Source organism: Solibacillus sp. CAU 1738, assembly GCF_039888725.1.
Taxonomy (GTDB): Bacteria; Bacillota; Bacilli; order Bacillales_A; family Planococcaceae; genus Metasolibacillus.
This window is the reverse complement of the sequence record NZ_JBDQQN010000004.1, coordinates 1-25,910: the sequence shown is the minus strand read 5'-3', so window position 1 is coordinate 25,910 and position 25,910 is coordinate 1. Positions and strand designations below refer to the sequence as shown.

The 25,910-nt window shown below is 36.9% G+C and carries 22 protein-coding genes and 1 rRNA gene; 12 read left to right on the top strand and 11 right to left on the bottom strand.

The window, feature by feature from the left end:
• Window positions 1-186: 186 nt before the first annotated feature.
• Window positions 187-2,037: a transglycosylase domain-containing protein gene (locus tag AAFN87_RS12850; RefSeq protein ID WP_347791484.1), complete on the bottom strand. Its 1,851-nt coding sequence runs from the start codon at window positions 2,035-2,037 to the stop codon at window positions 187-189.
• Window positions 2,038-2,094: 57 nt separating this feature from the next.
• Complete coding sequence (locus AAFN87_RS12845) at window positions 2,095-3,312, bottom strand: MFS transporter (protein WP_347791483.1); 1,218 nt, start codon at window positions 3,310-3,312, stop codon at window positions 2,095-2,097.
• A 182-nt stretch (window positions 3,313-3,494) separates the two neighbouring features.
• Between AAFN87_RS12845 and AAFN87_RS12840 the strand changes: the two genes are divergently transcribed.
• Together AAFN87_RS12840 and AAFN87_RS12835 are read left to right on the top strand one after the other, a co-directional pair.
• Window positions 3,495-4,085 carry a peptidylprolyl isomerase gene (locus tag AAFN87_RS12840; RefSeq protein WP_347791762.1) on the top strand — a complete coding sequence of 197 codons (591 nt, stop codon included), beginning with the start codon at window positions 3,495-3,497 and terminating at the stop codon, window positions 4,083-4,085.
• Window positions 4,086-4,105: 20 nt separating this feature from the next.
• Entirely contained in the window at window positions 4,106-4,327 is a 222-nt protein-coding gene (locus AAFN87_RS12835) for a hypothetical protein (protein ID WP_347791482.1), read from the top strand.
• A 45-nt stretch (window positions 4,328-4,372) separates the two neighbouring features.
• On the opposite strand, the gene AAFN87_RS12830 is transcribed toward AAFN87_RS12835, so the two are convergent.
• The 7 genes from AAFN87_RS12830 to AAFN87_RS12800 form a co-directional block, all read right to left on the bottom strand.
• A complete protein-coding gene (locus tag AAFN87_RS12830; RefSeq protein WP_347791761.1) occupies window positions 4,373-5,644 on the bottom strand; it encodes a TRAP transporter large permease in 1,272 nt (423 codons plus the stop codon).
• The gene (locus AAFN87_RS12825; RefSeq protein WP_347791481.1) at window positions 5,625-6,122 is read right to left on the bottom strand and encodes a TRAP transporter small permease; all 498 of its coding nucleotides are present in this window, start codon (window positions 6,120-6,122) and stop codon (window positions 5,625-5,627) included. The genes AAFN87_RS12830 and AAFN87_RS12825 overlap by 20 nt, the downstream gene beginning before the upstream one ends.
• A gap of 245 nt (window positions 6,123-6,367) precedes the next feature.
• Window positions 6,368-7,405: a DctP family TRAP transporter solute-binding subunit gene (locus AAFN87_RS12820; protein WP_347791480.1), complete on the bottom strand. Its 1,038-nt coding sequence runs from the start codon at window positions 7,403-7,405 to the stop codon at window positions 6,368-6,370.
• Between the two features lie 60 nt (window positions 7,406-7,465).
• Entirely contained in the window at window positions 7,466-8,503 is a 1,038-nt protein-coding gene (locus tag AAFN87_RS12815) for a DctP family TRAP transporter solute-binding subunit (RefSeq protein WP_347791479.1), read from the bottom strand.
• 564 nt (window positions 8,504-9,067) lie between these two features.
• Window positions 9,068-9,736 carry a response regulator gene (locus AAFN87_RS12810; protein ID WP_347791478.1) on the bottom strand — a complete coding sequence of 223 codons (669 nt, stop codon included), beginning with the start codon at window positions 9,734-9,736 and terminating at the stop codon, window positions 9,068-9,070.
• The gene (locus tag AAFN87_RS12805; protein ID WP_347791477.1) at window positions 9,733-11,298 is read right to left on the bottom strand and encodes an ATP-binding protein; all 1,566 of its coding nucleotides are present in this window, start codon (window positions 11,296-11,298) and stop codon (window positions 9,733-9,735) included. Before AAFN87_RS12805 ends, AAFN87_RS12810 begins: the two co-directional genes overlap by 4 nt.
• Window positions 11,299-11,450: 152 nt before the next feature.
• Entirely contained in the window at window positions 11,451-12,620 is a 1,170-nt protein-coding gene (locus AAFN87_RS12800) for a MalY/PatB family protein (RefSeq protein WP_347791476.1), read from the bottom strand.
• 84 nt (window positions 12,621-12,704) lie between these two features.
• Between AAFN87_RS12800 and AAFN87_RS12795 the strand changes: the two genes are divergently transcribed.
• The 5 genes from AAFN87_RS12795 (at window position 12,705) to yugI (ending at window position 16,426) form a co-directional block, all read left to right on the top strand.
• Window positions 12,705-12,965 (top strand): DUF1871 family protein, encoded by a 261-nt coding sequence (locus AAFN87_RS12795; RefSeq protein ID WP_347791760.1) that lies wholly within the window; start codon window positions 12,705-12,707, stop codon window positions 12,963-12,965.
• A 78-nt stretch (window positions 12,966-13,043) separates the two neighbouring features.
• Window positions 13,044-13,421: a VOC family protein gene (locus AAFN87_RS12790; protein ID WP_347791475.1), complete on the top strand. Its 378-nt coding sequence runs from the start codon at window positions 13,044-13,046 to the stop codon at window positions 13,419-13,421.
• An 835-nt stretch (window positions 13,422-14,256) separates the two neighbouring features.
• Entirely contained in the window at window positions 14,257-14,784 is a 528-nt protein-coding gene (locus tag AAFN87_RS12785) for an RNA polymerase sigma factor (RefSeq protein WP_347791474.1), read from the top strand.
• Window positions 14,774-15,922 (top strand): hypothetical protein, encoded by a 1,149-nt coding sequence (locus tag AAFN87_RS12780; RefSeq protein ID WP_347791473.1) that lies wholly within the window; start codon window positions 14,774-14,776, stop codon window positions 15,920-15,922. The genes AAFN87_RS12785 and AAFN87_RS12780 overlap by 11 nt, the downstream gene beginning before the upstream one ends.
• A 129-nt stretch (window positions 15,923-16,051) precedes the next feature.
• Window positions 16,052-16,426 carry a S1 domain-containing post-transcriptional regulator GSP13 gene (gene yugI, locus AAFN87_RS12775; protein ID WP_347791472.1) on the top strand — a complete coding sequence of 125 codons (375 nt, stop codon included), beginning with the start codon at window positions 16,052-16,054 and terminating at the stop codon, window positions 16,424-16,426.
• Between the two features lie 166 nt (window positions 16,427-16,592).
• On the opposite strand, the gene AAFN87_RS12770 is transcribed toward yugI, so the two are convergent.
• Window positions 16,593-17,876: an AAA-type ATPase lid domain-containing protein gene (locus AAFN87_RS12770; protein WP_347791471.1), complete on the bottom strand. Its 1,284-nt coding sequence runs from the start codon at window positions 17,874-17,876 to the stop codon at window positions 16,593-16,595.
• Window positions 17,877-18,028: 152 nt separating this feature from the next.
• Between AAFN87_RS12770 and pruA the strand changes: the two genes are divergently transcribed.
• From pruA to AAFN87_RS12755, 3 genes are all read left to right on the top strand, one after another.
• Complete coding sequence (gene pruA, locus AAFN87_RS12765; protein WP_347791470.1) at window positions 18,029-19,573, top strand: L-glutamate gamma-semialdehyde dehydrogenase; 1,545 nt, start codon at window positions 18,029-18,031, stop codon at window positions 19,571-19,573.
• Window positions 19,574-19,830: 257 nt separating this feature from the next.
• Window positions 19,831-21,075 (top strand): Glu/Leu/Phe/Val family dehydrogenase, encoded by a 1,245-nt coding sequence (locus AAFN87_RS12760; RefSeq protein WP_347791469.1) that lies wholly within the window; start codon window positions 19,831-19,833, stop codon window positions 21,073-21,075.
• A 262-nt stretch (window positions 21,076-21,337) separates the two neighbouring features.
• Window positions 21,338-22,501: an iron-containing alcohol dehydrogenase gene (locus tag AAFN87_RS12755; RefSeq protein WP_347791468.1), complete on the top strand. Its 1,164-nt coding sequence runs from the start codon at window positions 21,338-21,340 to the stop codon at window positions 22,499-22,501.
• Window positions 22,502-23,054: 553 nt separating this feature from the next.
• On the opposite strand, the gene AAFN87_RS12750 is transcribed toward AAFN87_RS12755, so the two are convergent.
• Window positions 23,055-23,777 (bottom strand): MgtC/SapB family protein, encoded by a 723-nt coding sequence (locus AAFN87_RS12750; protein WP_347791467.1) that lies wholly within the window; start codon window positions 23,775-23,777, stop codon window positions 23,055-23,057.
• Window positions 23,778-24,190: 413 nt separating this feature from the next.
• On the opposite strand from AAFN87_RS12750, the gene AAFN87_RS12745 reads away from it, so the two are divergent.
• Window positions 24,191-25,090 (top strand): DMT family transporter, encoded by a 900-nt coding sequence (locus AAFN87_RS12745; protein WP_347791466.1) that lies wholly within the window; start codon window positions 24,191-24,193, stop codon window positions 25,088-25,090.
• Window positions 25,091-25,391: 301 nt separating this feature from the next.
• Window positions 25,392-25,910: ribosomal RNA gene (locus tag AAFN87_RS12740) — 16S ribosomal RNA — on the top strand; the annotation flags it as partial.

The window sequence follows — 25,910 nt, the reverse complement described above, 5'->3', positions numbered from 1 at the left end:
GGTTCAGAAGGAAAGTACTTTCGTAAGTCGCGACTTGCATAAAGCCCAAAAACAAGTCGTATAAGACAGTACAACACAGCTTGTGCGTCTCGAACGCTAACGCGATTGCCGTGACAAATAAATCAATAAAATTATTAATCATTGTTTAGTTAGAAAGCAGATTTATCATAGAATTTTGATCTTTTCTTAGTTCGTAATTGCATTGAATATTGAAAAATGCATTTGATTGCGTTCAAGTGCTTCCATTGAGCGCGGGGTGTCGTAACCAATCCACACAGCTGCTGTTTCGGTATCCGTTAACCCGGCTAGCCAAAAATCTTTAAATTCATTCGTAGTACCTGTTTTAGCCCCAATATACCCTGTATTTGTGTATAGACCTACACCGGTACCACTACTTACTACATCGGACAGTATAGAGCGCATGTATTTCACTGTTTTGGTAGACCAAATAAGATCTCTCTCAGTTGGCCAACTGTAAATCTTATTACCTTGTAAATCAGTTACTTTACGAATTGCATGTGCTTGTATATAAGAACCGTCTATAAAACTCGTATATGCATCTGCCATTTCCAGCGCTGTCACACCGTATGTTAAACCTCCGAGTGCAGAGGCATAAGTATGGTCTTTTTCGGTAATTGATTGGAAATTAAAACGGTCAATATAAGAAAATGCAGTATCAATGCCAACAGTATTCAATAAACGTACTGCACTTGTGTTATAGCTGTATTTGAAGGCAGTAGAAATCGCAACATTACCATATACACCACCACCATAATTTTTCGGACAGAAATTGCCGATACAGTATGCGCCACCGCTTACAATTGAAGTAGGTGAATAGGTTGTCGTTTCAAAATAAGGTGCATAGACCATAAGTGGTTTAAACGCTGAACCTGGCTGACGTGGTGCTTGGAATGCACGATGTAAATCAAACTTTTCATAATTTTTCCCACCGTACATACTTTTAATTTCACGTGTAGCATTATCGATAACAACGGCGCTCGCTTGTAAATCGGGCTTTGTAAGGATCGAATTAATAGCTTGCTCGTCATGAGTTTGTTTATTTGGATCGAGGGCAGTATGGATGACAATGCCTGATTGCAATAATTCCTGTAGTTTTGCTTGTATTTTTGTCTGTATAGCTGCCTTTGCTTCTTCCGATTCAGCTTGTTCTAATGCCACATCTAAGCCTTCATTGTGCGCGACTAGCCATTTTAATTCTTGAAGCACATATGTACTGTAAGCCGGATATAGTTGTACCTTTTCTTTCACATCAAGTATGACAGGGGTCTGTTTTTGTATAGTAGCCTCAGCGGCAGTAATGATCCCCTTTTCCGCAAGTGTATCGAGTAAACGCTCTTGTCTTGCTTTCGTATTGTCGAAGTTTTTAAGCGGATCATAAAGTGATGGATTATTCGGAATAGCTGAAATAAAAGCCATTTCTGCTAGTGTAAGCTCAGCTAAGGGCTTATTAAAATAATATGTAGCAGCACCGCCAATACCGTATACTTGATTGCTAAAATAAATTTCGTTTAAATACATTTCTAAAATTGTTTCTTTATCATAAAGCTTTTCAAGTTCATATGAATAAAAAAGCTCCATTAGTTTGCGCTCATACGTTTTTTCTTCAGATAAATAACGCATTCGCACAAGCTGCTGTGTAATTGTACTGCCGCCTTGTTGGACCGATTGCTCACTCGTATTGACGACGAATGCACGGGCGATCGCACTTAAATCAAAACCGATATGATTGAAAAATTCCTCATCTTCACTATAGAGGAATAAATTTTTTGCCATCTCAGGAATATTAGATAAAGGAGTTGGTTGTCGCCATTCTACATATTCTTCACTATAAATTTTTCCGTTTTCGTCCTTTAAAGTTATTGGTAGTTGTACCTTTATTTCTGGTAATACAATTGCTTGTTCGATTTGCTGTTCATGAGCTTGTGCTGTAGCAATCTCATTACAAATTTCTTTACTAATAAGATAAAGAAGGGGTATGCAGCAAATAATGAGCATATAGCCTACGATTTGTTTCATGGAAAATCCTCCGATAATGACTTATCTAAAAATCTAGCATAGCATAAAGAGCATGCTTTACGCATGCTCTTTCAATATATCATCCATATATTGTATAGGAAGTTTTCGTATGTAGTAAACGATTAAGAAAGCTGCAAAGAAGAGCGCGCCTGTAACATAAAATACCGACGAAATGCCAACGAAGCCACTTACAATTCCTCCAAGAACTGGACCTATAATATTACCTAAAAAACGGAAGCTTTGGTTATAGCCCATAATTTCGCCTTGAATTGCAACCGGTGCTTCTCGGCGGATTAACGCTGTAGTAATTGGAATGAGCCCACCTGCAACGATTCCGAAACAAAGACGTAATGCGATGAGTTGCCAAAGTTCTGTAACAAAAGCTTGTGGAATAATGAAAACAACACAGCTAATAAGTAAGTACGTTAGCACTCGCTCATAGCCAATTTGATCACTTAATCTACCCCAAAATCGAGCAAATAAAATATTGCCGACACCCGCAGCACTAAACGTAATACCTGCAAGCATAGCTACCTCGGCGGCTGGTGTTAAATGTGAGACATAAAGTGATAATAGTGGTTGAATACTAAAGTTACCAATTTGGATTATGCTCGTAACGATCATGACATTTAGCATTAAACGGTGATGGAAAATTGCCCACAAAACATTTTTCCGTGAATAAACAGAGCTTTTTTTCTTTTGAATAACCTCGGGCTCGTGAATGCCGACAATAATAATGATTGCTGCAATTGTGATTGCCACTGCCGTAAAAATAAATGTATAGCTAAACCCAACTGCATCGGCTAGTGCACCGCCAATAACAGGACCGAATAAAGACCCGCCAACACTACCCATTTGCAGTGTCCCAAGTGTTTTTCCGGCGGTTTCTTTAGGCGTATGGCGGCTAATAAATGCCATAGAAGTTGGGATAAAGCCGGTAACAACACCCATAAATAAACGTAATACGAAAAATTGCTCTACATTTTGCACATAGCCCATAAGGAAAATACTAATCGCAATACCAAAGCAATTAATAATCATAATTGGTTTATAGCCATACTTATCCGCAATACGTCCCCAAATAGGAGACATTGAAAGGGCGGTAATAAATGTCGCAGCAAAAATTAGTCCAGCCCATTTTTGCACGTAATTTTCCGAAAAATTACCGAACGTATTAATATAAAGTGATAAAAACGGCATAATCATTGTTGAAGAAGCAGCAACGATAAAGTTTGCTATTAATATTATAATGAAGTTGTGCCTCTTATTTTGCATAAAATCACATTCTTCCGCTAGTATTGAAAAGTCTATTAATTAGTATAACTTATTTCGCCTCACGAAGGAAGTGGACTAGTGTAAAGAGCAGAAAAAATGCATTATCTATGGTAAACTGAAACATGGTAGAGTAAGGTTTATGTTTATATACCTTAAATTTCATTTTTAAAGGAGAGACAATGATGTTTCCACAATTAACGAAAGAACTAAATGCTGGTGAAGTATTAGTAGAAATGAACACAACAATGGGTTCAATTAAAATTAAATTATTCCCAGAGCATGCGCCGAAAACGGTTGAAAACTTTTTAGGACACGCAAAATCAGGCTATTATAACGGTATTATTTTCCACCGTGTTATCCCTAAATTCATGATTCAAGGCGGAGATCCAACAGGTACTGGTATGGGCGGAGAATCAATTTGGGGCGGTACATTTGAAGATGAGTGTCACCCAGAGTTATTAAACATTCGCGGCGCATTATCAATGGCTAACGCAGGTCCAGGTACAAACGGTTCTCAATTCTTCATTGTACAAGCACCACAAGTAGAAGTTTCAATGTTAAAACAAATGGAAGTTCGTGGCTGGTCAAAAGAAGAAGTAGAAGTATATAAAAAGAACGGCGGTACGCCTTGGTTAGACGGTAAACATACTGTATTCGGTCAAGTAATTGAAGGTATGGATATTGTTGACAAAATTTCGAACGTTGACCGAAATATGCACGATAAACCAAAAGAAGATGTTAAAATTGAATCGATCACTGTTTTTGAACAATAATTTGAAAGAAGTGTGAAAAAATGATTCAACTTATTCTAAACTTCGGTTTTTTATATGTCCCTGAAGATAAGTCTGCATATTTCCCTGCTGCCATTCAATTTGGCATTATGATAATCCTATGTGTACTTACTTTCAGATGGATTCGTCGTATGGCGAATAAACAAGCGGATGCGGCAAAAATACTTGAAGCACGCGCATTAGCTGAACGTGATGCAAAAATGAATAAAGAAGCGAGTCATTAAAAAAGATGGAATGCGTTAGTCGCATTCCATCTTCTTTTATTATCCCTATTTCTTCATAAGTTCGGGTAGCCATAACGACATTTGTGGGAAAATGACTACCGCTACTAAGAATATAATCATAATAACGATAAAAGGGATGACCCCTTTAACAACTTCACCAAGCTTTTCTTTTGCGATACCACTTACAACGAATAGGTTTAAACCTACTGGAGGTGTGATCATACCTAATTCCATGTTAATCGTCATAATGATTGCAAAGTGAATTAAGTTTATATCAAAATGCACTAAAATCGGTATTAAAATAGGTAGAGTAATTAAAATAATTGAAACCGCTTCTAAGAACATACCCATCACGAAGAACAAGATGTTAATAATTAACATGAACACCCATTTATTTAGATCGCTCTCTGCAATCCATTGGCCAACTAAATGAGGAATTTGTGCGTTCGTTAAATATAAACCGAATAATGATGCAGCTCCGATAATAAGGAAAATCATCGCTGTAATATTTATCGATTCCACAACGATTGGTCGAACATCGCTCCATTTGAGCTCGCGGTAAATAAATACGGATACGATGAGTCCGTAAACTAATGCTACTACAGCTGATTCAGTAGGTGTTACTGCCCCAGAATAAATACTTCCTAAAATAAGAATTGGTAAAAATGCACCCCAAATTGCTTTTAATGATTTTTGACCACGTTCAGCCATCGTATCAGGCTTATCTCCTTTAAAGCCGTTAAGTTTTGCATAAATAATAGCACTTACAATAAGTAATGCTGTTAAACCTAAACCAGGAATAACTCCAGCCATAAATAATTTACCGATAGATTGTTCTGATGTAATACCGTAAATAATTAAAGGAACGCTCGGCGGAATTAAAATACCTAATGTACCACCAGCAGCTACTAGTCCCATTGAGTAACGTTTATTATAGCCAGCAGCAAGCATCGCAGGAATCATGATTGAGCCAATCGCAGCAGCTGTTGCTGGAGAAGAACCAGAAATTGCAGCGAAAATTGCACAAGCTAAAATTGTAACAACTGCTAATCCACCAGGTAAGTGACCTACCCAAGAACGTAATGCTTCAATTAAATATTTAGAAATACCACCACGTGCCATTAAAACTCCAGCAAATACGAAACCAGGAATAGCCATCATTGGGAAGGAATCTAGTGCTGTAAATATACGTTGAGGCATCATATTCATATTAAAATCTGCTTGGAATAAGACGAATACTGTTGACATTGCTAAGCTTATAGCAACTGGTACACGTAAAAATACTAATATAAAGAAACTAATTAAGAGGGTTAGCATATTCTTCATCCTTTCCTCGTAGAATATTGACTAATCTCTCTACGAAACGTAACAAGAATAATATCCCAGAAATAGGTAATATCAAATACACAATCCACATAGGAATCCCAACATCCAAAGATACCATGCCTGAACTGTAACGATTTTCCACTAATACATAGCCGTAATAAGTATAAATAAGACAGAATGTAATACTAATTGTCGTTGCTAAAATATCTAATCCTTTTTGTAAAGGCTTGCTTAAACGATCATATAAAATGTCTACTTGAATATGTTGATTATGTTTTAAAGCTAATCCGAATCCGAGGAATGTGCCCCAAATGATCGAGTAACGAGCAACTTCCTCTACCCATGCTAAAGGGGAATTAAATATGTAACGCATCACAACACCGTAGAAAATGAGACCTATACCAGAAACGAAAAAGATACCAGCAGCTATCTCTTCTACATATGTCCATAATTTTTGTAGGGCCTTCATAATTGATCACTCCTAACTCTATTTTTTGGAATAACGAGCCGTTTTTCTGTTTTTTCTATCATGTAATTAATAAAAATCCGCTAGTGCATCCTGGGCAAGTGAGTTAAGTCTCTTCGGCATTGGAATGCCTGCTGAGTCTTGCATTTCTTGCTAATCCCCAGGAGCTTCGCGGATTCCCTGAATAGTGATAGCTCAAAAACGTAATAGTCTCTGACTTAATGAAAGTCCTAAAGTTTTGAAACTAATTATTTAAGAGCGTTAATACCGTCAATTAATTCAGCAGTAATTACATCACCAAATTCATCGTAAACAGGTTGTAAAGCTGCTTTTAAAGTGTCACGCTCTTCTTGAGACATTTCGTAAACTTCTACAGTACCAGCGTTTTTAATGTTTTCGAATGATTTAGCATTTTCTTCAGATGCTAGTTTGTTTGCTAAATCCGTTGCTTCAACTAATGCTTCTTCAATTGGTGCTAACAGATCAGCAGGGATTTTATCCCAAAATGATTTATTTACAAAGATAGCGTAGTCTAAACGACCGTGAGCTGTTGTAGAAAGATATTTTTGTACTTCTTGATATTTTTGTGTATCGAAGTTATTGAACGTATTTTCTTGTCCATCTACAGTACCTTGTTGTAGTGCTGCATATGTTTCACCAAATGCAATTGTTGCAGAACCAGCATTTAATGCATGGAATTGCGCCTCTAGAACTTTACCTGCTTGTGCGCGGAATTTTAGACCTTTATAATCATCTACAGAAATAAGTGGGTGCTTGCTATTCGAGAAATGCTTAAATCCATTACCCCAGAACGCCATACCTTTAATGTCATTAGAAGCTAATTGATCAGAGTTTAAAATTGTTTGAGCGATATCAGACTTGAAGAATTTTTGAACATGCTCGTCATTTTCAAATAAGAAAGGCATATCAACGTATTGCCAACGTGGGTCTAGCTTTACCATTTTAGTTACAGATGGCGCAATCATATGTACGTTTCCAGACATCAAAGCATCTAGCTCATCATTGTCTCCGTATAATTGTGATGAAGGATAAACTTCAACTTTTACTTTACCATCAGTTTTTTCAGAAACTAATTTTGCAAATTGATCTGCTGCTTTCCCTTTTACAGATTCAATTGATGTAACGTGAGAAAATTTGATAACTAATGGCTTCTCAGCAGTATAGCTATCGCTTGATTTTTCTCCTTTACTTTCTTTGTCGCCACCACATGCTGCTAGTGCGAGCGCAAATACACTAATAATCGTAAGTAATAACCATTTTTTCATTATGTGTTTCCTCCTAGATCTATTTTGTTAAAAGATAGAAGACTATCTCGTTAACCGAATTTAGTGTGAAAATTTAGGTAGCGCATCAACGTTTTTTGAGCCGTATTGTTTTTTATAGTACGTATATACGGGTTCAAAAGCTTCCTCCCACAGTGCTATATCTTTATCGGATAAATAGTGAATTTCAATACATTCACAGTTTTCGATTTCAGAAAGCTTTTCCTCATTCATCTGTTTTGCTAGCTCCCATTCCCAAAGCTGTACTTCCTCAAGCGTCTCTGTTAATAGAATTTGGACATCTTCATCCAGGATTTCCCAAAATTCTGAATTAAAAAGTAAGAAATAACCTAAGTAGCCGTGATTACTAATCGTTAAATAATTTTGCAAGGAAGTAAGGTTTTTACTCGTAATATTAGAGAGGGTATTTTCCTGGCCATCGATATTCCCTTTTTGCAACTGATTAAATACCGTATTAAAATCAATGCGTTTTGGAGAAGCGCCGAATGTTGAAAATTGTTCTGCTAAAATATCGCTAGGCATAATTCGTATTCGTAAACCATCAAGTGCCGAAAAATGGGTGATCGGGCGGATATTATTACTTAATTGTTTAAATCCGCTATGCCATAATCCTGCTACACGTAAATTATGGTTTTTTAACTTATCGAACAATGCCTTACCGATATCGCTAAAGATGTAATCAGAAATTTCATCGTAATTACGGAAGGCATACGGTAAATCCATAATCGATATTTCTGGTACAAGATTTGTCAGTTTCGATGTAGCGGGGGCAATCATTTGAATATCGCCACGCAGTAAAGCATTCAATTCTTCTCCGTCTTTATAAAGTGTACCGTTAGAAAAAACTTGTACTTCGATTTGGCCATCACTGCGTTCTTTGACAAGTTCGGCAAACTTTCGGGCTGCCATCCCTTTTGGCGTATCTTCACCAACGACGTGAGAAAAACGAATAACAATACGCTCATCTTCTCCTAACTGTTCATAATCGATAGGATATTCCGAAGTAGATTGGCATGCTGCGAGAATTATAGGAATAAAAATAAGGAGAGTTAATAGAACTATTCCAAATAAACGTTTCATGCAATCTACTCCTCATATCGATTTGCGAATATTTTTATTTTAGTTAATAGATTAAATTTAACAATATTATGGTGTTATTGGACATTTTGGTTTTTATGGTATATAACAGTTGCGGTGACTTTTGAACTGTTATAAAGCAAGGTAGGGGGAGTGATAGCAGATAAAATAAATAACTTAAGGAATTGCATAAATAAACAACGCTTACTACATATTAGCGGGAGCGCTATTACTTTTCGTTTTATACAAAGCAACTAAAAGTCAATCATTTTTGCGCTGAGTAACTACAGAAGCTTATATTAAGTTATGTAAAAATTTAGAGATACATATTAGTAGAAATACAAAAAAGTGAGATGCCCCCCACAATCCTACAAGACAATATATTAATTGCGGTGAGTGATCGTAGGTGCAGGTGAAAAGGGGTGGGCAGCCAAAAGTTGCTGAATAACTAGCAATGGGGGGGCGGTGGGAGGATCGAGGTAAATATTCCGAAAAAATCCACTAACGAATAACATATCGCTTTGTATTATATTAAGGCATAATTCGTTTGATGGATTTTTTCTACTTTTACTTTAAAGAATAATATTTTGTTGGGCGACCGACTGTTCCATATTTTAAATCAATATGCACTTTCCCTTTACTAGCTAAAAAGTCTAAGTATTTTCTGACCGTTACACGAGCCATACCGACATTTTGTGCGAGATGCTCAGAAGTAATAGGTGCATTATTCTCGATTAACTCGTCAGTAATTTGCTTCATTGTAATTTCATTAAGCCCTTTAGGTAATTGAATACCGTCCTCTTGTCTGCCTAGCCATAAATCTACATCCTCTTGTTTTAGGGTGGCGTTTTTTGGCGAGTTTTTCGTGCTGCGATAGTATTCTTGTAGCGCTTTTTGGAAGCGTTCGAAACGGAAGGGCTTAATAAGATAATCGACAGCACCCATTCGTATTGTCTCTTGAACAGTTGAAACATCCCGAGCAGCGGTAATCATAATAATATCTGAAGGGATACGCTCATTACGAAGCTTTAAAAATAGTTCTATACCTGTCATATCTGGTAAAAACATATCTAACAATATTAAATTAGGCTGCAAATCAACTATTTTTTTATATGCTTCTGTCCCTGTAGTAGCTTCACCAATCAGTTTAAAACCAGTTAATTTATCTAAAAATCCTTTATTTACTTCAAGTACCATAGGATCATCTTCTACGATTAATACGGAAATATTCGTCATATGTCTATCACCCCTGCTTTAATTGTAATTGTCGTCCCGAGGCTAAGGTCAGATTTCACATGTATTGTCCCTTTGTTTGATTCAACAATTTTTTTAACTAGTACTAGACCAATTCCGCGTCCTTCGTTTTGCTTTGTACTATACCCATAATTAAAAATACGTTGCGGAAATTCAATGCCGTATCCGCTATCTTGTACTTCAATAAAGACAAAATGTTTTTTACCTTGAATGAGTAGGCTTACATCGCGTGTCTCCATTAACGTACAAGCTTCCATCGCATTGTCGAGTAAATTTCCAATAATCGTCACCATATCTCCACTAGAAAAACCAGTCATGCATTCAATGAAATAAGAGTCTTCATCAATAATAAGAGTAGTACCTAATTCTTTTGCACGTGCATATTTTCCGAGTAGTAACCCTTGAATTGAGTAATCATGAATTTTATCACGCAAACTTTGCATAATTTCTTCTTCATCTGTTATCTCATCGATAATTAAGCTTAATGCATCTTCATTTCGATTTAATTGAATTAAACCAGCTATACTATGTAAACGGTTCATATACTCATGATTTTGTGCACGTAATGAATCAACAAGTGTTTTCACTCCTGTTAATTCTTCTGCAAGCATATGTGCTTCTTTTCTGTCCGTCATAATAATAAGAAAACCAGCATTTTTTTCATTAATACGAATCGGAAAAGTACGCACTAAGTACATTTGATTATTTACAAGTAAAGGTCTTGAGTATTCGATGCTTTCTAGTGGGTCATTAGTAAGCCATGTATCAGCAAATAAAAAGTGTAAGTTAGTTTGTTGTCCGAAAAAGTGCGTGTATTGTCTTGCAAGCCTATTAATAAACGTAATATTTCCATTCGCATCTGTTGCTAAAATCCCTATGTCCATAGCTTGCATCATACTTGCTCGCTCCTGTGCAATACGTGCAATTTCATATGGCTCCAAGTTGAGAGTTTGGCGTTTTAAATGATTAGCTACTAAAAGTGAACCAATAAAACCAATCAAAACACCCCAAAGTAAAGAGAAGAAAATGTCCGAACGATATTCCGCCACAAGCTGTATCCACTTCGGAGATAAAATGCCGACGATTATTACTCCAACTTGTTTTGTTCCATTTACATTCATAATAGGAACAAAAGCGCGAATGGCGAAACCTTGCACACCATATGCTTTTGCAATATACTCGTTCTGTGAAAGTGCCTCGCTTTGGTCAGCCCCTTCAAAAAAAGTACCGACTTTACTTTCGGAAGGATGTGAATAACGTATCCCTTCTGTATCAAAAATAACTATATAATCTACATCAGTAGCGAGTCGTATGCGCTCAGCGATTGGTTGGATGACTTCAAATCCTTTCGCTGTGCCAACTGTTTGTTGAATATCGGAAAACTGTGCAACTGTTCTAGCAATCGCGATCGCTCGTGCGCCAAATTCTTTTTCAAAAGCTCCGGAAATATTATGTATCATAAGTATGCCGCTAGTTAAAATAGAAAACACTACAAGTACAAATGAGAAGATAAACATTTTTGAGCGTAACGATATATTTTTCATATAAAGAACTACTTCGTGGAAGAGTAGAACTAAACACCTCTTTTATGGCATTGTGTAAAGAGAAATGTCGAAATTATCTTACAATATCCATATATTATCATAATAAGAAAACGACAGAAATCTTTTATTTAGAAATCTGTCGTTTTTTATATTTATTGTAAGGCTGTTTTAAAACGAGCTACGCCGTCTTCTACTGTTGCGAGTGGACAGGCAATATTCATACGTAAGAAGCCACGGCCAGCTTCACCGTATTTTGTACCCGGTTCAAGTGCTAATTTACCAATTGATAGAAGGCGGTCCATTATTTCCTCTTCTGACAAACCGGTTCCGCGGTAGTCTACCCACATTAAGTATGTTCCTTGTGGTTTTGCTACGGAAATACCGTTTATTGCATTTAACTCTTTTACGACATAATCCATATTTGTTGAAAGATATTGTAGTAATTCGTTCAACCATTCTTCCCCGTGTGTGTAAGCCGCTTGTACAGCAGCAGAGGCGAATGCGTTTAAATCCATTTTGCCATGAGCTAGAGCATTTTGTTCCAGCTGTGCACGTAAATGGTCATCAGGTACAACCATCATCGCAGCTTGAATGCCAGCTAAGTTAAATGTTTTAGTCGGTGCGATACAAGAAATGATTTTTGCTTGGTCAGCGCCAGCTACAGTAAGGGCTGGTGTAAAAATATTCCCTTCATTCATTAAATCTGCATGAATTTCATCAGCTAATAAATAGACGTCATATTTAATACATAATGCTACTAATTGTTCTAATTGTGCGCGGCTCCATACTACTCCAGCTGGATTGTGAGGATTACAAAGTATGTATAGCTTAACACCTTGTTTAAATGTTTCTTCTAGCGCTGCAAAATCATACGTATATGAGCCGTCAATTTCAACTAGATCACAAGTAATAATTTCACGATTTTGATTTGTTGGCACGTTAAAGAACGGTGGATAGACTGGTGTAGAAATTGCTATTTTATCATTCGTATTCGTAAATGTTTCTATAATACTAGCAATTGCTGGGACAACACCGTGGTGGAATAAAATTGTATCTGGATTAATAGTCCACTGATGACGGCGAATATACCAATCGACAATCGCTTCTTTACAGCCATTACAAACATATGAATAACCGAAAACAGGGTGTTTTAAGCGTTCTTCAATTGCTTCCACTACCTCTTTTGGAGCAGCAAAATCCATATCGGCTATCCACATAGGTAAAATCTCTGAAGCATCATCTAAGTTGTAAGTTTGTTCCATCATATCCCATTTAAAAGAACGAGAATTACGACGATCGACTGAAATATTGAAAATAGACATATAAAATCACTCTTTTCTTTTTGATGTATTCTATAATATGTTATCATACGAATTATTAAAAAGAGTAATTAGGTGATTATAAAATTGGAAAATATACAAATGAATCAACGAGCAGTTCTGACATTAGCATATTGGGATCCTTTTAAGATAGGTTCAGATGGCTATGATACAGAAACGGCTGATGTTGTGGCAGCGCTGCAAGGAATAGACGACCCGAGTGATTTAGCTAAAGTTATTCAAAGAGTTTACGAGCATTCATTTGAACGTTGGATTCCATTTGAGCAATGTGTTGAAATGGCTTACAAGTTAATAGCTATAAAATTCGAAGCAAAATGTATTATTTAAGATTAATATAGGGACATCTGAAAATTTCCAGATGTCCCTTTTTAATAAGTTTAATAAAATGAGATGGAGGGATATTGTATGGAAACAAAGCTAATTAAAAAAGTGGGGCAAATTGCGGTTCCGGTTCAAGATTTAGATCGAGCTATACATTTTTATAAAGATATTTTAGGGATTTCTTTATTATTTAATGTTGATGGCTTGGCATTTTTTGAATGTGATGGGTTACGTCTTTTATTAAGCCTGCCAGAAAAAGAGGAGTTTGCTAGTGCCTCCTCGGTTATATACTTCCAAGTTGAAAATATTCATAATAGTTATGAGGATTTAGCGAGAAAAGCGGTTGCTTTTATCGATGAGCCACATATCGTAGCAAAAATAGGACAAGTCGAAACTTGGATGGTATTTTTCAACGACACAGAAGGTAATACTCATGCGCTAATGAGTGAGGTACAAGTATAAAAAATAGATTCTCCGTCAAATATTGGGGTGTACTAATTTTAAAGAATTAAAATTTATTGCACTCTTTTTGAATGGGGGCGTTGATTTCCATTCTGGTTCGGACGCTTTCCTGGGGCACTGCTCCAACTAAATTGTTTCGGATGTGACCTAAACAATTGGATTTTCCGCACGCGCTTATCCCCAAGGAGTCGCCGCCCCTCCATTCCAATCAACACGTCCTTAACCAAGATGAACGCCTATTTCTTTATATTCATGATTGAGTAAAACCTTTGCCTGGCATATTCACGGAACAATTCGTAGAGCACAAATCACCTTTCTCTTACTTGCTTCTCGACAATTCAAGTATATAAAAGTGTAATCTTGTGCTTTAAGGACAAAATTATGATACCCCAACAAATATTATTGAACTAAAAAATGAGAGACCATATGAAATTAGCGGTCTCTCTTTTTATTTGTTTTATTAAGTTAACACACCACGTATTAAAATAATGATAATCGCAAGCGGTGCATATAACGAACGATACTATACCATGTTTTAAATAATATCATTTATGTTTGTAATTCTTGCTGTGCTATTTTCGTGAATAATGATAACCTGCAAATAATGAAATAAGTAATGCATATAGCACCAAGTCAGATAGCGCTACCAGCTGCGGCAAAAATTAAACCTATCTTAGATGCAAATTGCTCCCTTGAAACCAAAATAATGCCTCCATAAAACAAAGCTTTATTTTACTAAACTTTTAGAAAAAATCATAATTAAATTAATTCATGTAACAATATCGAAAAAACTTTCGTACCATTAGTGAAGAATGTGAAAAGGAGGGCAAAGTCGGTGGAAGAAATAATACTTAAACGAGCCGCACAAGGGGATAAAGAAGCGTATGCAGAGCTTGTACGGATTCATTATAAAACAGTTGAAAAATTTGCCTTTCAGTGCGGAGTAAATTATAGCGATATACAAGATGTTACGCAGGAAGTATTTATTAAGCTTTATCGTTTTTTACATCAGTTCCACGAAGCAAAATTTACGACGTGGCTTTATAAGGTGACATTAAATACAGCACGTGATTATTACCGAAAAGAACAGCGTGAAAAATTAAAAGAAGCAAAATTGCTACAGCAAGATTGGGCGACAGATGTACATATAGATGAGGAAGATACGGCATTACACGAGGCGATTCTTGCACTCGGTGAAAAATATCGAATACCGATTGTACTGTACTATTTTCATGGTTTGAAATACGAAGAAATTGCAGAAATATTATCTATTTCGTTATCTACAGTGAAAGTTCGTATACTTCGAGCAAAAGAGCAATTAAAACAAGTACTACAGCAGGGAGGGCTAAGCTATGGACGATAAACAGTTTGAAGCGCGGATGAAAAAATTGAATAATCGTTACGATGAAATACCTTCAACGTTGGATTTGGATGAAGTCATGGAAAAACTGCAACAACGGAAAAAGCGTAGCTGCCAAAAACCCCTTGTTTGGCTCATTTCTGCTGCGAGTATTTTCATTATTGGGGTACTAAGTGCACCGTATTTAAACAAAAAAGATGAACATACTGCTCAACCAATTACTGAGCAGCTAGAGCAAAATGAGTATGAGTCGGAGCTCGAGAAAATCAATAATGATCCAATGATTGTTCAATTTAAAAAGGACTACCCTAAACTATTCGAAAACTTGAAAGTGCAGCTAAAGGAAGAACTTCAATTACCTGAAGAAATATTTCTAGCTCTTAATAGTGTGCGATCTGCACAAGCACTAGTAAACTTTACAGTAGATCGTGAATTTCATTCTTATATTTCAAAGGATTTTATACAATCAGAAGAACAGTATTTGCGTCAATTATTTACTACACCTGCGGATATGTTGAATGAACCGAAAGAAGTTGAAGATTGGGAATGGATTGCAAGTTATAGTAAGAAAATAAATGAATTAAAAGTAGCTTATAATGATGTAGTTAAAATAGATTCGAGTATTGTTCAAGCTGCAGAACGCCAAAATATGTATTTTGATGCTAATGAACAAAAATTTTATTATGATTATGAACCAATTAAAGAGCAGTTACTTAGTATAGTATCTCCTAATGCATTTGGTTTTTTTGAATTATTTAAAATCGAATCATATATGTACGGAGGAGAATTAGCGGATACCCCAGAAAACATTGTGCACTCAATGCTCATATTAGAACAAACGTTAAAATCGACTTCCTATGAACAAATGATTGATTATAGCGTGATGAAAAACTATTATGAGTTGATTATGATGAAACTGTTTACAGGAAGTGAGGAGTATGTTGTTAAAAATAGTGATGGTACGTATAATGAACGCTTTATAAAAATAATGAATCAATTAATAGAATCTGAAAGTGTAACGGCGGATCTTGCAACGGCTATTTTACACGAAATAGAAACAATGGGACAATCACCTACACTTGATAAAATAAGCTATAGCGATTTTTGGAATTCTGTATTATTACAAAAATATCCACTATAAACGAATCAAACCTACAATATGAGCATCTCTACATTAAGCGATTAGGGAGTTTCTTTGTTCCGTGTGTAGCGATATGTTATAATTTAACATGACATTTTCGTATATAAGACACAGAAGGTAGGAGCAAAGATGGTGAAACAATACAAAGTAGGTGACGTGCTAACTGGAAAAGTAACTGGAATTCAACCATACGGAGCGTTTGTAGCACTTGATGAATATACGCAAGGACTTGTGCATATTTCTGAAATTACGTACGGCTTTGTAAAGGATGTTGGCGAGTTATTAAAAGTTGGCGATGAAATTACTGTAAAGGTGCTAGAAATCGAGCAAGAATCCAAAAAAATTAGCTTATCCATTCGTGCCTTACAAGAAGAACCGCCTTATAAGAAAAAAGAAATGCCGCGTAAATCACTTCAAGACCGCGTAGATGAAAATGATGCAGCCGGCTTCCAACCATTAAGAGATAAACTACAAGACTGGATAGATCAATCTGGTCAAAATTAAAAAGACAGACGAGAGAAATCTCTCGTCTGTCTTTTTTACTGGCGACTAGGCTTGCATGATGCAAGTGATGTGATACTCTTAGGAAGCTTTTTCTGTTTTTACCGGCGAAAAACGAGAAATACCGGCGATTTTCTGTGATTTACCAGCAAAAATCAAAACGCCTCCCTTAATCCGCTTTCCACTTCCGTAAACGGTATTGTAAGTTTTGTCTGCTCATGCCAAGTGCGGCTGCAGTTTTTGTCACATTCCCATCAAACATTTTCAACACATTTTGCACGTAATATATTTCGGCCTCACGTAAATATTCATCCAATGGCAGTAACTCGTTATTCGGGATAAAGCTAGTAGAAGTGTCAGTTTGCTGCACTTTAAAACGAAAATGGAGTGGGAGCATTTCATAGGTCACTATTTCTTCATTCGTCATCATGGACGCAATTTCATCTAGTAATAATTCAAGCTCCTTTAAATTACCTGGCCAGTCATAACTCATAAAGATGTCCATTACTTCAGGTGATAACCCTTGAACTGTCGATGCAAAACGAGCGCGGTGACGACTAAAATAATCAGCAACAAATGGTGCTATATCTTCTTTACGCTCACAAAGTGCCGGAATAATAATCATTAAATTAGCGAAAAAGTAATAAATATCTTTTAACAGTTGCCCGCTGCTTATCAAATCAATGGGATCACTTCCGATGCTACCAATAACCATGTGCTTTGTTAAGGAAAGTTCCTTTAACAAATCGAGTAATTCTTCCTGCATATCAATCGACAAAAATTCGATGCGTTCAAAGAAAAAGGTATAACACTTATCCGATTGCAGATGAGCTTGCACGTTTTCTAATATGGACTTATTTCTACGGCTAAACAATGTAATGAAATTGTCGTTTGCTGGTGATAAAGCATGGTGGATTCCTTCGGCGATTAAATCCTTTCCTGTTCCAGAGTCACCGATTAATAATACTGGAATACGGGCATGGGCAGCTTTTTTGGCATTAGCTATTACTTGCTGCATTTCATTGGAAACTGCTGTAATGACATCAAATGTTAATGGTTCGCCGTATCGTCTAAGTGGCTGGTAGATGAGTTTTTCTAAGGAGGTTATATCACGCGCAAATTCGATCGCACCAATCAATTTATCTTCCTCAAAAATAGGGAATGTATCATTAATCGTAGTAATTTCATGCCCGCTTTTATTCCAATATGTTTGTTTTACATTGACTTCCTTGCGTCCTGTTTGTAGCACACGTAATAACGTACTGTCTTTACGAAAGGCAAATAATTCTACTAGTGACTGATTTGTCATATCATCAAATGCATTGCCTTCTATTTCTTTCATTTTTGCATTATAAAGCAGTGTTTTGCCGTCTGCATCAATAGCATGAATGCCAACTGAAATATGCTCTACTGCATGCGCATAAAACGGTAAGAGCTGCTTTTGCTGTTCCATTTATTAAACCACCTCGAATAAAATGGGATATTTGTTATTTATTACTTGAAAAATGCAATAATCTTTTGCATTATTATATATAGAAAGTTCAATATAGTGCAAATATTCTTTGCATTAAAATGTAATATGACCTAATAAGGAGGATTTTTCACATGATTCCATACAAGCACGAACCATTTACTGATTTTTCGAAAGAAGGAAACCGCAATGCTTATTTAGAAGGTTTAAAAACAGTTGATAGCTATTTAGGTAACGACTACCCGCTTATTATTGGGGGAGAACGTATTACAACAGAAGACAAAATTATATCTTATAATCCAGCGAACAAAACAGAGGTCATTGGCTCTGTCTCAAAAGCGTCAAAGGAGCTTGCAGAAAAAGCAATGCAAGTAGCTGATGCGACGTTTAATACATGGAAAAAAGTAAAGCCAGAAGTGCGTGCTGATGTACTATTTAAGGCAGCGGCGATAATTCGTCGTCGCAAATTTGAATTTTCTGCCCTACTGACGAAAGAAGCGGGGAAACCTTGGAATGAGGCAGATGCGGATACTGCAGAGGCAATCGACTTTTTAGAATATTACGGTCGACAAATGCTGCGTCTTAAAGACGGACAACATGTTGAAAGTCGTCCGGGCGAGTATAACCGTTATGACTATATTCCTCTTGGAGTAGGCATCGTTATTTCACCTTGGAACTTCCCATTTGCAATTATGGCAGGTACTACTGTAGCGGCTGTTGTAACGGGGAATACAGTATTATTAAAACCAGCTTCAACTACTCCAGTTGTTGCATATAAATTTGTTGAAGTTTTAGAGGAAGCAGGTCTACCAGCTGGTGTAGTAAACTATGTACCTGGAAATGGTGCAGAAGTAGGCGACTATTTAGTAGATCATCCGCGTACTCGCTTTATTAGCTTTACTGGCTCACGCGATGTAGGTTTACGAATTAATGAACGTGCTTCTAAATTAAATGACGGGCAAATTTGGATTAAACGTGTTATCGCTGAAATGGGCGGTAAAGATACAATCGTTGTGGATAAAGAAGCGGACCTTGAATTAGCAGCACAGTCTATCGTGAAATCTGCATTCGGTTTTTCAGGTCAAAAATGCTCAGCTTGCTCACGTGCAGTAATTGTTGAGGATGTGTATGATACTGTAGTCGAGCGCGTAGCAGAGCTAACGAACGCGCTAACAGTAGGAGATCCTGCAAATGTAGAAAACTTTATGGCTACGGTTATTGATGCAGCAGCGTTCAATAAAGTAACCGACTATATTGAAATTGGTAAAGGTGAAGGCCGTTTAGTAGCAGGTGGTACAGCAGATGATTCAGTTGGATATTTCGTTCATCCAACAGTGTTTGTAGACGTAGCTCCATCAGCTCGCATTATGAAAGAAGAAATTTTCGGACCGGTTGTAGCCATTGCTAAAGCAAAAGACTTTGACGAAGCAATCGCTATTGCGAATGATACTGAATACGGCTTAACAGGTGCTGTCATAACAACTAATCGTATGAACTTAGAAAAAGCACGTGAGGATTTCCATGTTGGGAATTTATACTTTAACCGTGGTTGCACAGGTGCAATTGTTGGTTACCAGCCATTCGGTGGATTCAATATGTCTGGCACTGATTCAAAAGCAGGCGGTCCAGATTATTTACAATTACACATGCAAGCAAAAACAACTTCAGAAATGCTATAAAATGAGTAGCCGGCGTTTTAAAAAGCGCCGGTTATTTTTCTGAGGGGATCAATTTCGGAAAAATGACACTTTTCACTCGTTTGAATTGTTATTTTTGTCTGATTTTTGTTGAATTCGTATGATTTGCTTGCGAATATGTAAACTTTTACAAAAAAGTGTTAGAAATGTGACAAAATTATAAACAATTGCGTATAGAAGTGTGTTACAATGTTGGCGATATTAAAAACACTATTAAATTTTAAAGAGGCGAATTTATAATGGCTGAAAATTTAAATCTGTTCACATCTACACAAGATGTCATTCAAGATGCTTTGCAAAAACTTGGTTATGATGAGGCAATGTACGAATTACTAAAAGAACCACTTCGTATGTTACAAGTGCGTATTCCTGTAAAAATGGATGATGGTACAACAACAGTATTTACTGGTTACCGTGCACAACATAATGATGCAGTAGGACCGACAAAAGGTGGGGTTCGCTTCCATCCAGCTGTAACTGAGGAAGAAGTTAAAGCGCTTTCAATGTGGATGACATTAAAATGTGGTATCGTGGATCTTCCGTATGGCGGTGGTAAAGGTGGCGTTATTTGTGACCCGCGTCAAATGTCAATGGGTGAAATTGAACGATTAAGCCGCGGTTATGTACGCGCGGTAAGCCAAATAGTAGGGCCTACGAAAGATATTCCTGCACCAGACGTATTTACAAACGCACAAATTATGGCATGGATGATGGATGAATACAGCCGTATGGACGAATTTAACTCACCTGGTTTTATTACAGGTAAACCAATAGTACTTGGTGGTTCACAAGGGCGCGACCGTGCAACTGCTGAAGGCGTAACAATCGTTATTCAAGAAGCTGCAAAAAAACGCGATATTGATATTAAAGGCGCGCGCGTGGTTATCCAAGGTTTCGGTAACGCTGGTAGTTTCTTAGCGAAATTCATGAGTGATTTAGGTGCTAAAGTAATCGGTATTTCTGACGCTTATGGAGCACTGCACGATCCGAATGGTTTAGATGTTGATTATTTATTAGATCGTCGTGATTCTTTCGGTACTGTTACAACATTATTTGAAAATACAATTTCAAATAAAGAGTTACTAGAGTTAGAATGTGATATTTTAGTGCCGGCAGCAATTGAAAACCAAATTACTGCAGACAATGCTCATAATATTAAAGCAACAATCGTTGTGGAAGCTGCAAATGGTCCAACAACTGCAGAAGCAACAAAAATCTTAACAGAACGTGACATTCTTTTAGTGCCAGACGTTTTAGCATCAGCTGGCGGTGTAACTGTATCATATTTTGAATGGGTACAAAACAACCAAGGCTACTACTGGACAGAAGAAGAAGTGCGCGAAAAACTATATCGTAAAATGGTAGATGCATTCGACAACGTCTACTCAACAGCAATGAACCGTAACATCAATATGCGCTTAGCTGCATACATGGTCGGTGTTCGCCGCACAGCTGAAGCATCTCGCTTCCGTGGTTGGGTTTAATCAATTCGAAACTCCTGATTCAAGTTTTTACTTGATTCGGGAGTTTTTTAATTGGTGTAGGAGGTAATAGAGAAATGTAGTTTTGTATTTTTGTCAATAAATGCTCTTGTACATTAGCGATTTTAAACTGAGTATGCATCGATGAGGATATAAATTGTAAGCTACACAAATAAAGACTTAAACGGATTGCATATACTCTAGCTTAAACTTTTGCTATTTAAGGTAGAAACATGAGAAAATTAATGAAGAAGGGGTGGTTAATATGAATCCATTTACATTTTATAATCCAGTCAAAATCCACTTTGGAGACAATGCAATTGATAAACTACCGAAGGAACTAGATGAATACGGTAAGAATGTTCTTATTGTATATGGCGGTGGTAGTATCAAAAAAAACGGTGTTTATAATGATGTTATTAGTGTATTAGAGCTAGCAGGAAAAAAAGTGTTCGAAGTTGATGGAGTTGAGCCAAATCCTCGTGTGGAAACAGCTCGCCGTGGGGCTGAGATTTGTAAAAAAGAAAATATTGATTTTGTTCTTGCTGTCGGTGGTGGCTCTGTTATTGACTGTGCAAAATTAATTGTTGCGGCAGCAAAATATGATGGTGATGCATGGGATATAGTAACGAAAAAAGTAATAGCTACAAATGCTTTACCACTCGGTACGGTATTAACGTTAGCGGCGACAGGCTCAGAAATGAATTCAGGGTCAGTTATTACAAATGCTGAAACACTAGAAAAATTTAGCTGGGGTAGTCCTGCTGTTTTCCCTAAGTTCTCTATTTTGAATCCTGCTTACACATTAAGTGTACCGAGAAATCATACGGTTTACGGGATTGTCGATATGATGTCGCATATATTCGAGCAATATTTCCATAACGCAACGAATACACCGGTAACAGATGAAATGTGTGAAGGAGTATTACGGGCAGTAATGGCTGCAGCAACAAAGCTTGTGGAAAATTTAGATGATATTGCGTTACGGGAAACGGTTTTGATAGCAGGGACAATTGGTTTAAATGGCTTCTTATCAATCGGTTCTCGTGGTGATTGGGCAACGCATAATATTGAACATGCAGTCTCCGCTGTTTATGATATTCCACATGCAGGTGGTTTAGCAATATTACAGCCACATTGGATGCGTTTAGCTGTACAGGTAAATCCAGAGCGTTTCGCAGGATTAGCGACTCGCGTTTTCGCAGTTGATTCGTTAGGGAAAACAGTTGAACAAGTTGCTTATGAAGGAATTGACCGTTTAAGTGCTTTTTGGAGTTCTTTAGGTGCACCTACCCGTTTAGCTGATTATGATATTGACGATTCTAAATTCAATCAAATTGTTGAACATGCAATGGCAAATGGACCATTTGGTAATTTTAAAAAGCTAGAACAACAAGATGTTCGAACAATTTTAGAAAATGCTTTATAAAAAATTCTAGAAGAATGAACTAAGTGGATGATAAACCAAGGATGTTGCTGAATTTATATTCTTGATTCCAAAGTGTAGACAAAGTCGGAATTGGCTTTGTCTACAAGTGTTTAAGTAGCGAATATTAAAAGGTGAGAGTTAATAAACAGTGTTATTTTTTGAAGATGGTCCTCTTCAACACAACGACGATTGCTAGTTCGTACCTGTGCGGTGAACAACCTGGTTTACACGGGTGACCGAGATATATTAAGTAATACAACTTTATTAAATCGTCTATTATTATAGAATGGCAATGATTAATACAGCGCCTAAACAGACTAAATTATAGACACTTTCGTAACCAGTTGGAAATTGAGGTGTTTCCTATTTAATAATGACGAACCGAATAAATTCAAAAATTGGTTTGCTGCCTCTATCATGAGTCCGTTAAATACAAGCAAACGTAGTTACTTTGTCGATAAAGAACAACCGATGTCTTGTATAGGTGCGAATAAAGAAGGTGTATTACATTTTTAATAGCGCATATATTTCCTTCATACGCTTTCCTCCAAATTTAAGCTAATAATTCTATCTCGATTTTTTCGATATAGTGTTGGCCACGTAAATCATTATAGAGCGATAATGTGTTATTCCCGTATAAAGTAGAAAATCGAATATCTACATCGTGCCATACTTTTTCATTGGCTAATGGGATATCGCGTATACAAATATTCTCGACAACCATTTCACGTTCCTTCATATAATGCAGCAATTTTTCAATATGTTTATGTTCATTGATACGAACTTTCAGTGAAACTTCACGCATGCGCAAACGTTTAGGACCAATTTTCATTAAAAAAGGCGCGATTAATTCAATTCCTATGACAACAACTATTACGGTAATAAGGGCCTGAATGTAAAAACCAGCACCAACTGCAATGCCAATGCCAGCAGCTCCCCAAATCATTGCGGCTGTAGTGAGACCAGTAATGCTATCATTGCCTTTGCGCAAAATTACACCGGCACCTAAAAAACCAATGCCACTTACAACTTGTGCGGCTAGTCGTAGTGGGTCCATCGTGATATTAATATCATCACGTGCAGGAACTGTATATGCAGTATCAATTGAAATGACTGTTAACAAACAGCTGAATGTTGCAATAACTAGGCTCGTTTTTAGTCCAACTGGCTTCTTCTTTAATTCCCTCTCAATGCCGATTATTAAGCTTAATCCACCGGCGATAATTAATTTAATGACAATTTCCCATGAAAAAGTGTTAGTTAAAAGAAAATCCAATGAAACACGCCTCCTTATTTATCTATATAAAAGGAAAAAAAGATTTAGACTTCCATAATGGATGAAAGCGTTCAATGAGCAATAACTATTTGCAATTGCGCCGATGTCTACAGTAATTTTTGTTGGGAAAGAAATTCTGAAATGCCATTATTCATAAAGTTAATGGGATGTTGCAGAGAAAAGAAAGGATCAAAATGTTTTCTGCGCCGAGTAATAAGTGATTGTGGAGGGAGTATCTACTAGCTCGAGCACCTTTGAAACCGGAAATGGAGGCTTACACATTATAAATAGTGAATTTCCCCCAGCGTTTTCAAATACTAAATAACAAATTTTTATGATTTTCATATTGCGAATGCTTTTTATTAATGTAAAATGAGTAAATGTAAAAAAAATTGTTTTTTGGAGGTGGTAGAGTGAATAAACCAGTAATAAATCCTTTCATTCCTATATTTATTGGTGTCATTTCCGTATCTTTATCTGCGATACTAGTGAAATTAGCGAATGCGGATTCAGGGGTTATCGCATTTTACCGGATGTTGTTTTCTGTATTATTAATGAGCCCGATTTTTTTATTAAAATATACTCAAGAAATAAAGCTCTTAACTAAACGTGATTGGGTATTTTCCGGGATAGCGGGTGTTTTTCTAGCCTTTCATTTTATTTTATGGTTTGAATCATTACATTACACATCAGTCGCAAGTTCTACTGTACTAGTTACGATGCAGCCGCTATTTGCTTTTATTGGAACGTATTTTTTCTTTGGAGAAAAGATTTCTATTAAAACGATTATTGCGGCAGCAGTTGCAATTGCTGGTAGTGTATTGATTAGTTGGGGAGATTTTCGAGTTAGTGGGACGGCACTTTACGGAGATATTTTAGCATTGATTGCGTGTGCGCTTATTACCGGTTATTTATTATTTGGACAAGATGTCCGTCAAAGATTATCCTTGATCACATATACAATGGTTGTGTATACAAGTAGCACGATTTGTTTATTCTTTTATGTATTATTTAAGGGAGAGTCGTTTGGTCCGTATCCAGCTATTGATTGGATGTGGTTTGTGTTATTAGCTATTGTGCCAAATTTACTTGGACACACTTTATTTAATTGGTCACTGAAATTCGTCAGTACAAATGTTATATCTATAGCAATATTGTTTGAACCAATAGGAGCTGCTATTTTAGCATTCTTTGTTTTTTCTGAGCATATAATTCTTTCCCAAGTAATTGGTGGTAGTGTTATAATCGTTGGTATTATGCTGTTTGTAGTGGATTTAGATAAAATTAAAAACTTTTTTAGAAAAAATGCTTGATTTATATTTTAATTAGATGTATATTATTACTTGTCCTTAACGACAGAAACTTACTACGAAAAAATATTTTGAAATAGTATTGACAGTGAGTTGAGGATGAGTTATATTAATTAAGTCGCCGCTAAACGAAGCGGGTGACACAATGAACCTTGAAAACTGAACAAGCAAAACGTTAATCAATAAAGTTTCATTTAATTATGAAACAAAAATTTTGGACATCAAAATTGATGCCAGCAAATGTTTTTATGTATCGAAAGCGGAAGCGACAGATACAAAAATTTGAGCTAATCAAATTTTCTCTTTTATGGAGAGTTTGATCCTGGCTCAGGACGAACGCTGGCGGCGTGCCTAATACATGCAAGTCGAGCGGACGTTTTGTTGGTGCTTGCACCGACAAAACGTTAGCGGCGGACGGGTGAGTAACACGTGGGCAACCTACCCTGTAGATTGGGATAACTCCGGGAAACCGGGGCTAATACCGAATAATACATTTCAACTCATGTTGGGATGTTGAAAGATGGTTCTGCTATCACTACAGGATGGGCCCGCGGCGCATTAGCTAGTTGGTGAGGTAACGGCTCACCAAGGCGACGATGCGTAGCCGACCTGAGAGGGTGATCGGCCACACTGGGACTGAGACACGGCCCAGACTCCTACGGGAGGCAGCAGTAGGGAATCTTCCACAATGGGCGAAAGCCTGATGGAGCAACGCCGCGTGAGTGAAGAAGGATTTCGGTTCGTAAAACTCTGTTGTAAGGGAAGAACAAGTGCCGTAGTAACTGGCGGCACCTTGACGGTACCTTATTAGAAAGCCACGGCT

Excerpts from the sequence above, each read along its gene's own strand:
- AAFN87_RS12850 (WP_347791484.1), bottom strand. The coding sequence starts at position 2,037 with ATGAAACAAATCGTAGGCTATATGCTCATTATTTGCTGCATACCCCTT.
- AAFN87_RS12845 (WP_347791483.1), bottom strand. The coding sequence starts at position 3,312 with ATGCAAAATAAGAGGCACAACTTCATTATAATATTAATAGCAAACTTT.
- AAFN87_RS12840 (WP_347791762.1), top strand. The coding sequence starts at position 3,495 with ATGTTTCCACAATTAACGAAAGAACTAAATGCTGGTGAAGTATTAGTA.
- AAFN87_RS12835 (WP_347791482.1), top strand. The coding sequence starts at position 4,106 with ATGATTCAACTTATTCTAAACTTCGGTTTTTTATATGTCCCTGAAGAT.
- AAFN87_RS12830 (WP_347791761.1), bottom strand. The coding sequence starts at position 5,644 with ATGCTAACCCTCTTAATTAGTTTCTTTATATTAGTATTTTTACGTGTA.
- AAFN87_RS12825 (WP_347791481.1), bottom strand. The coding sequence starts at position 6,122 with ATGAAGGCCCTACAAAAATTATGGACATATGTAGAAGAGATAGCTGCT.
- AAFN87_RS12820 (WP_347791480.1), bottom strand. The coding sequence starts at position 7,405 with ATGAAAAAATGGTTATTACTTACGATTATTAGTGTATTTGCGCTCGCA.
- AAFN87_RS12815 (WP_347791479.1), bottom strand. The coding sequence starts at position 8,503 with ATGAAACGTTTATTTGGAATAGTTCTATTAACTCTCCTTATTTTTATT.
- AAFN87_RS12810 (WP_347791478.1), bottom strand. The coding sequence starts at position 9,736 with ATGACGAATATTTCCGTATTAATCGTAGAAGATGATCCTATGGTACTT.
- AAFN87_RS12805 (WP_347791477.1), bottom strand. The coding sequence starts at position 11,298 with ATGAAAAATATATCGTTACGCTCAAAAATGTTTATCTTCTCATTTGTA.
- AAFN87_RS12800 (WP_347791476.1), bottom strand. The coding sequence starts at position 12,620 with ATGTCTATTTTCAATATTTCAGTCGATCGTCGTAATTCTCGTTCTTTT.
- AAFN87_RS12790 (WP_347791475.1), top strand. The coding sequence starts at position 13,044 with ATGGAAACAAAGCTAATTAAAAAAGTGGGGCAAATTGCGGTTCCGGTT.
- AAFN87_RS12780 (WP_347791473.1), top strand. The coding sequence starts at position 14,774 with ATGGACGATAAACAGTTTGAAGCGCGGATGAAAAAATTGAATAATCGT.
- yugI (WP_347791472.1), top strand. The coding sequence starts at position 16,052 with ATGGTGAAACAATACAAAGTAGGTGACGTGCTAACTGGAAAAGTAACT.
- AAFN87_RS12770 (WP_347791471.1), bottom strand. The coding sequence starts at position 17,876 with ATGGAACAGCAAAAGCAGCTCTTACCGTTTTATGCGCATGCAGTAGAG.
- pruA (WP_347791470.1), top strand. The coding sequence starts at position 18,029 with ATGATTCCATACAAGCACGAACCATTTACTGATTTTTCGAAAGAAGGA.
- AAFN87_RS12760 (WP_347791469.1), top strand. The coding sequence starts at position 19,831 with ATGGCTGAAAATTTAAATCTGTTCACATCTACACAAGATGTCATTCAA.
- AAFN87_RS12755 (WP_347791468.1), top strand. The coding sequence starts at position 21,338 with ATGAATCCATTTACATTTTATAATCCAGTCAAAATCCACTTTGGAGAC.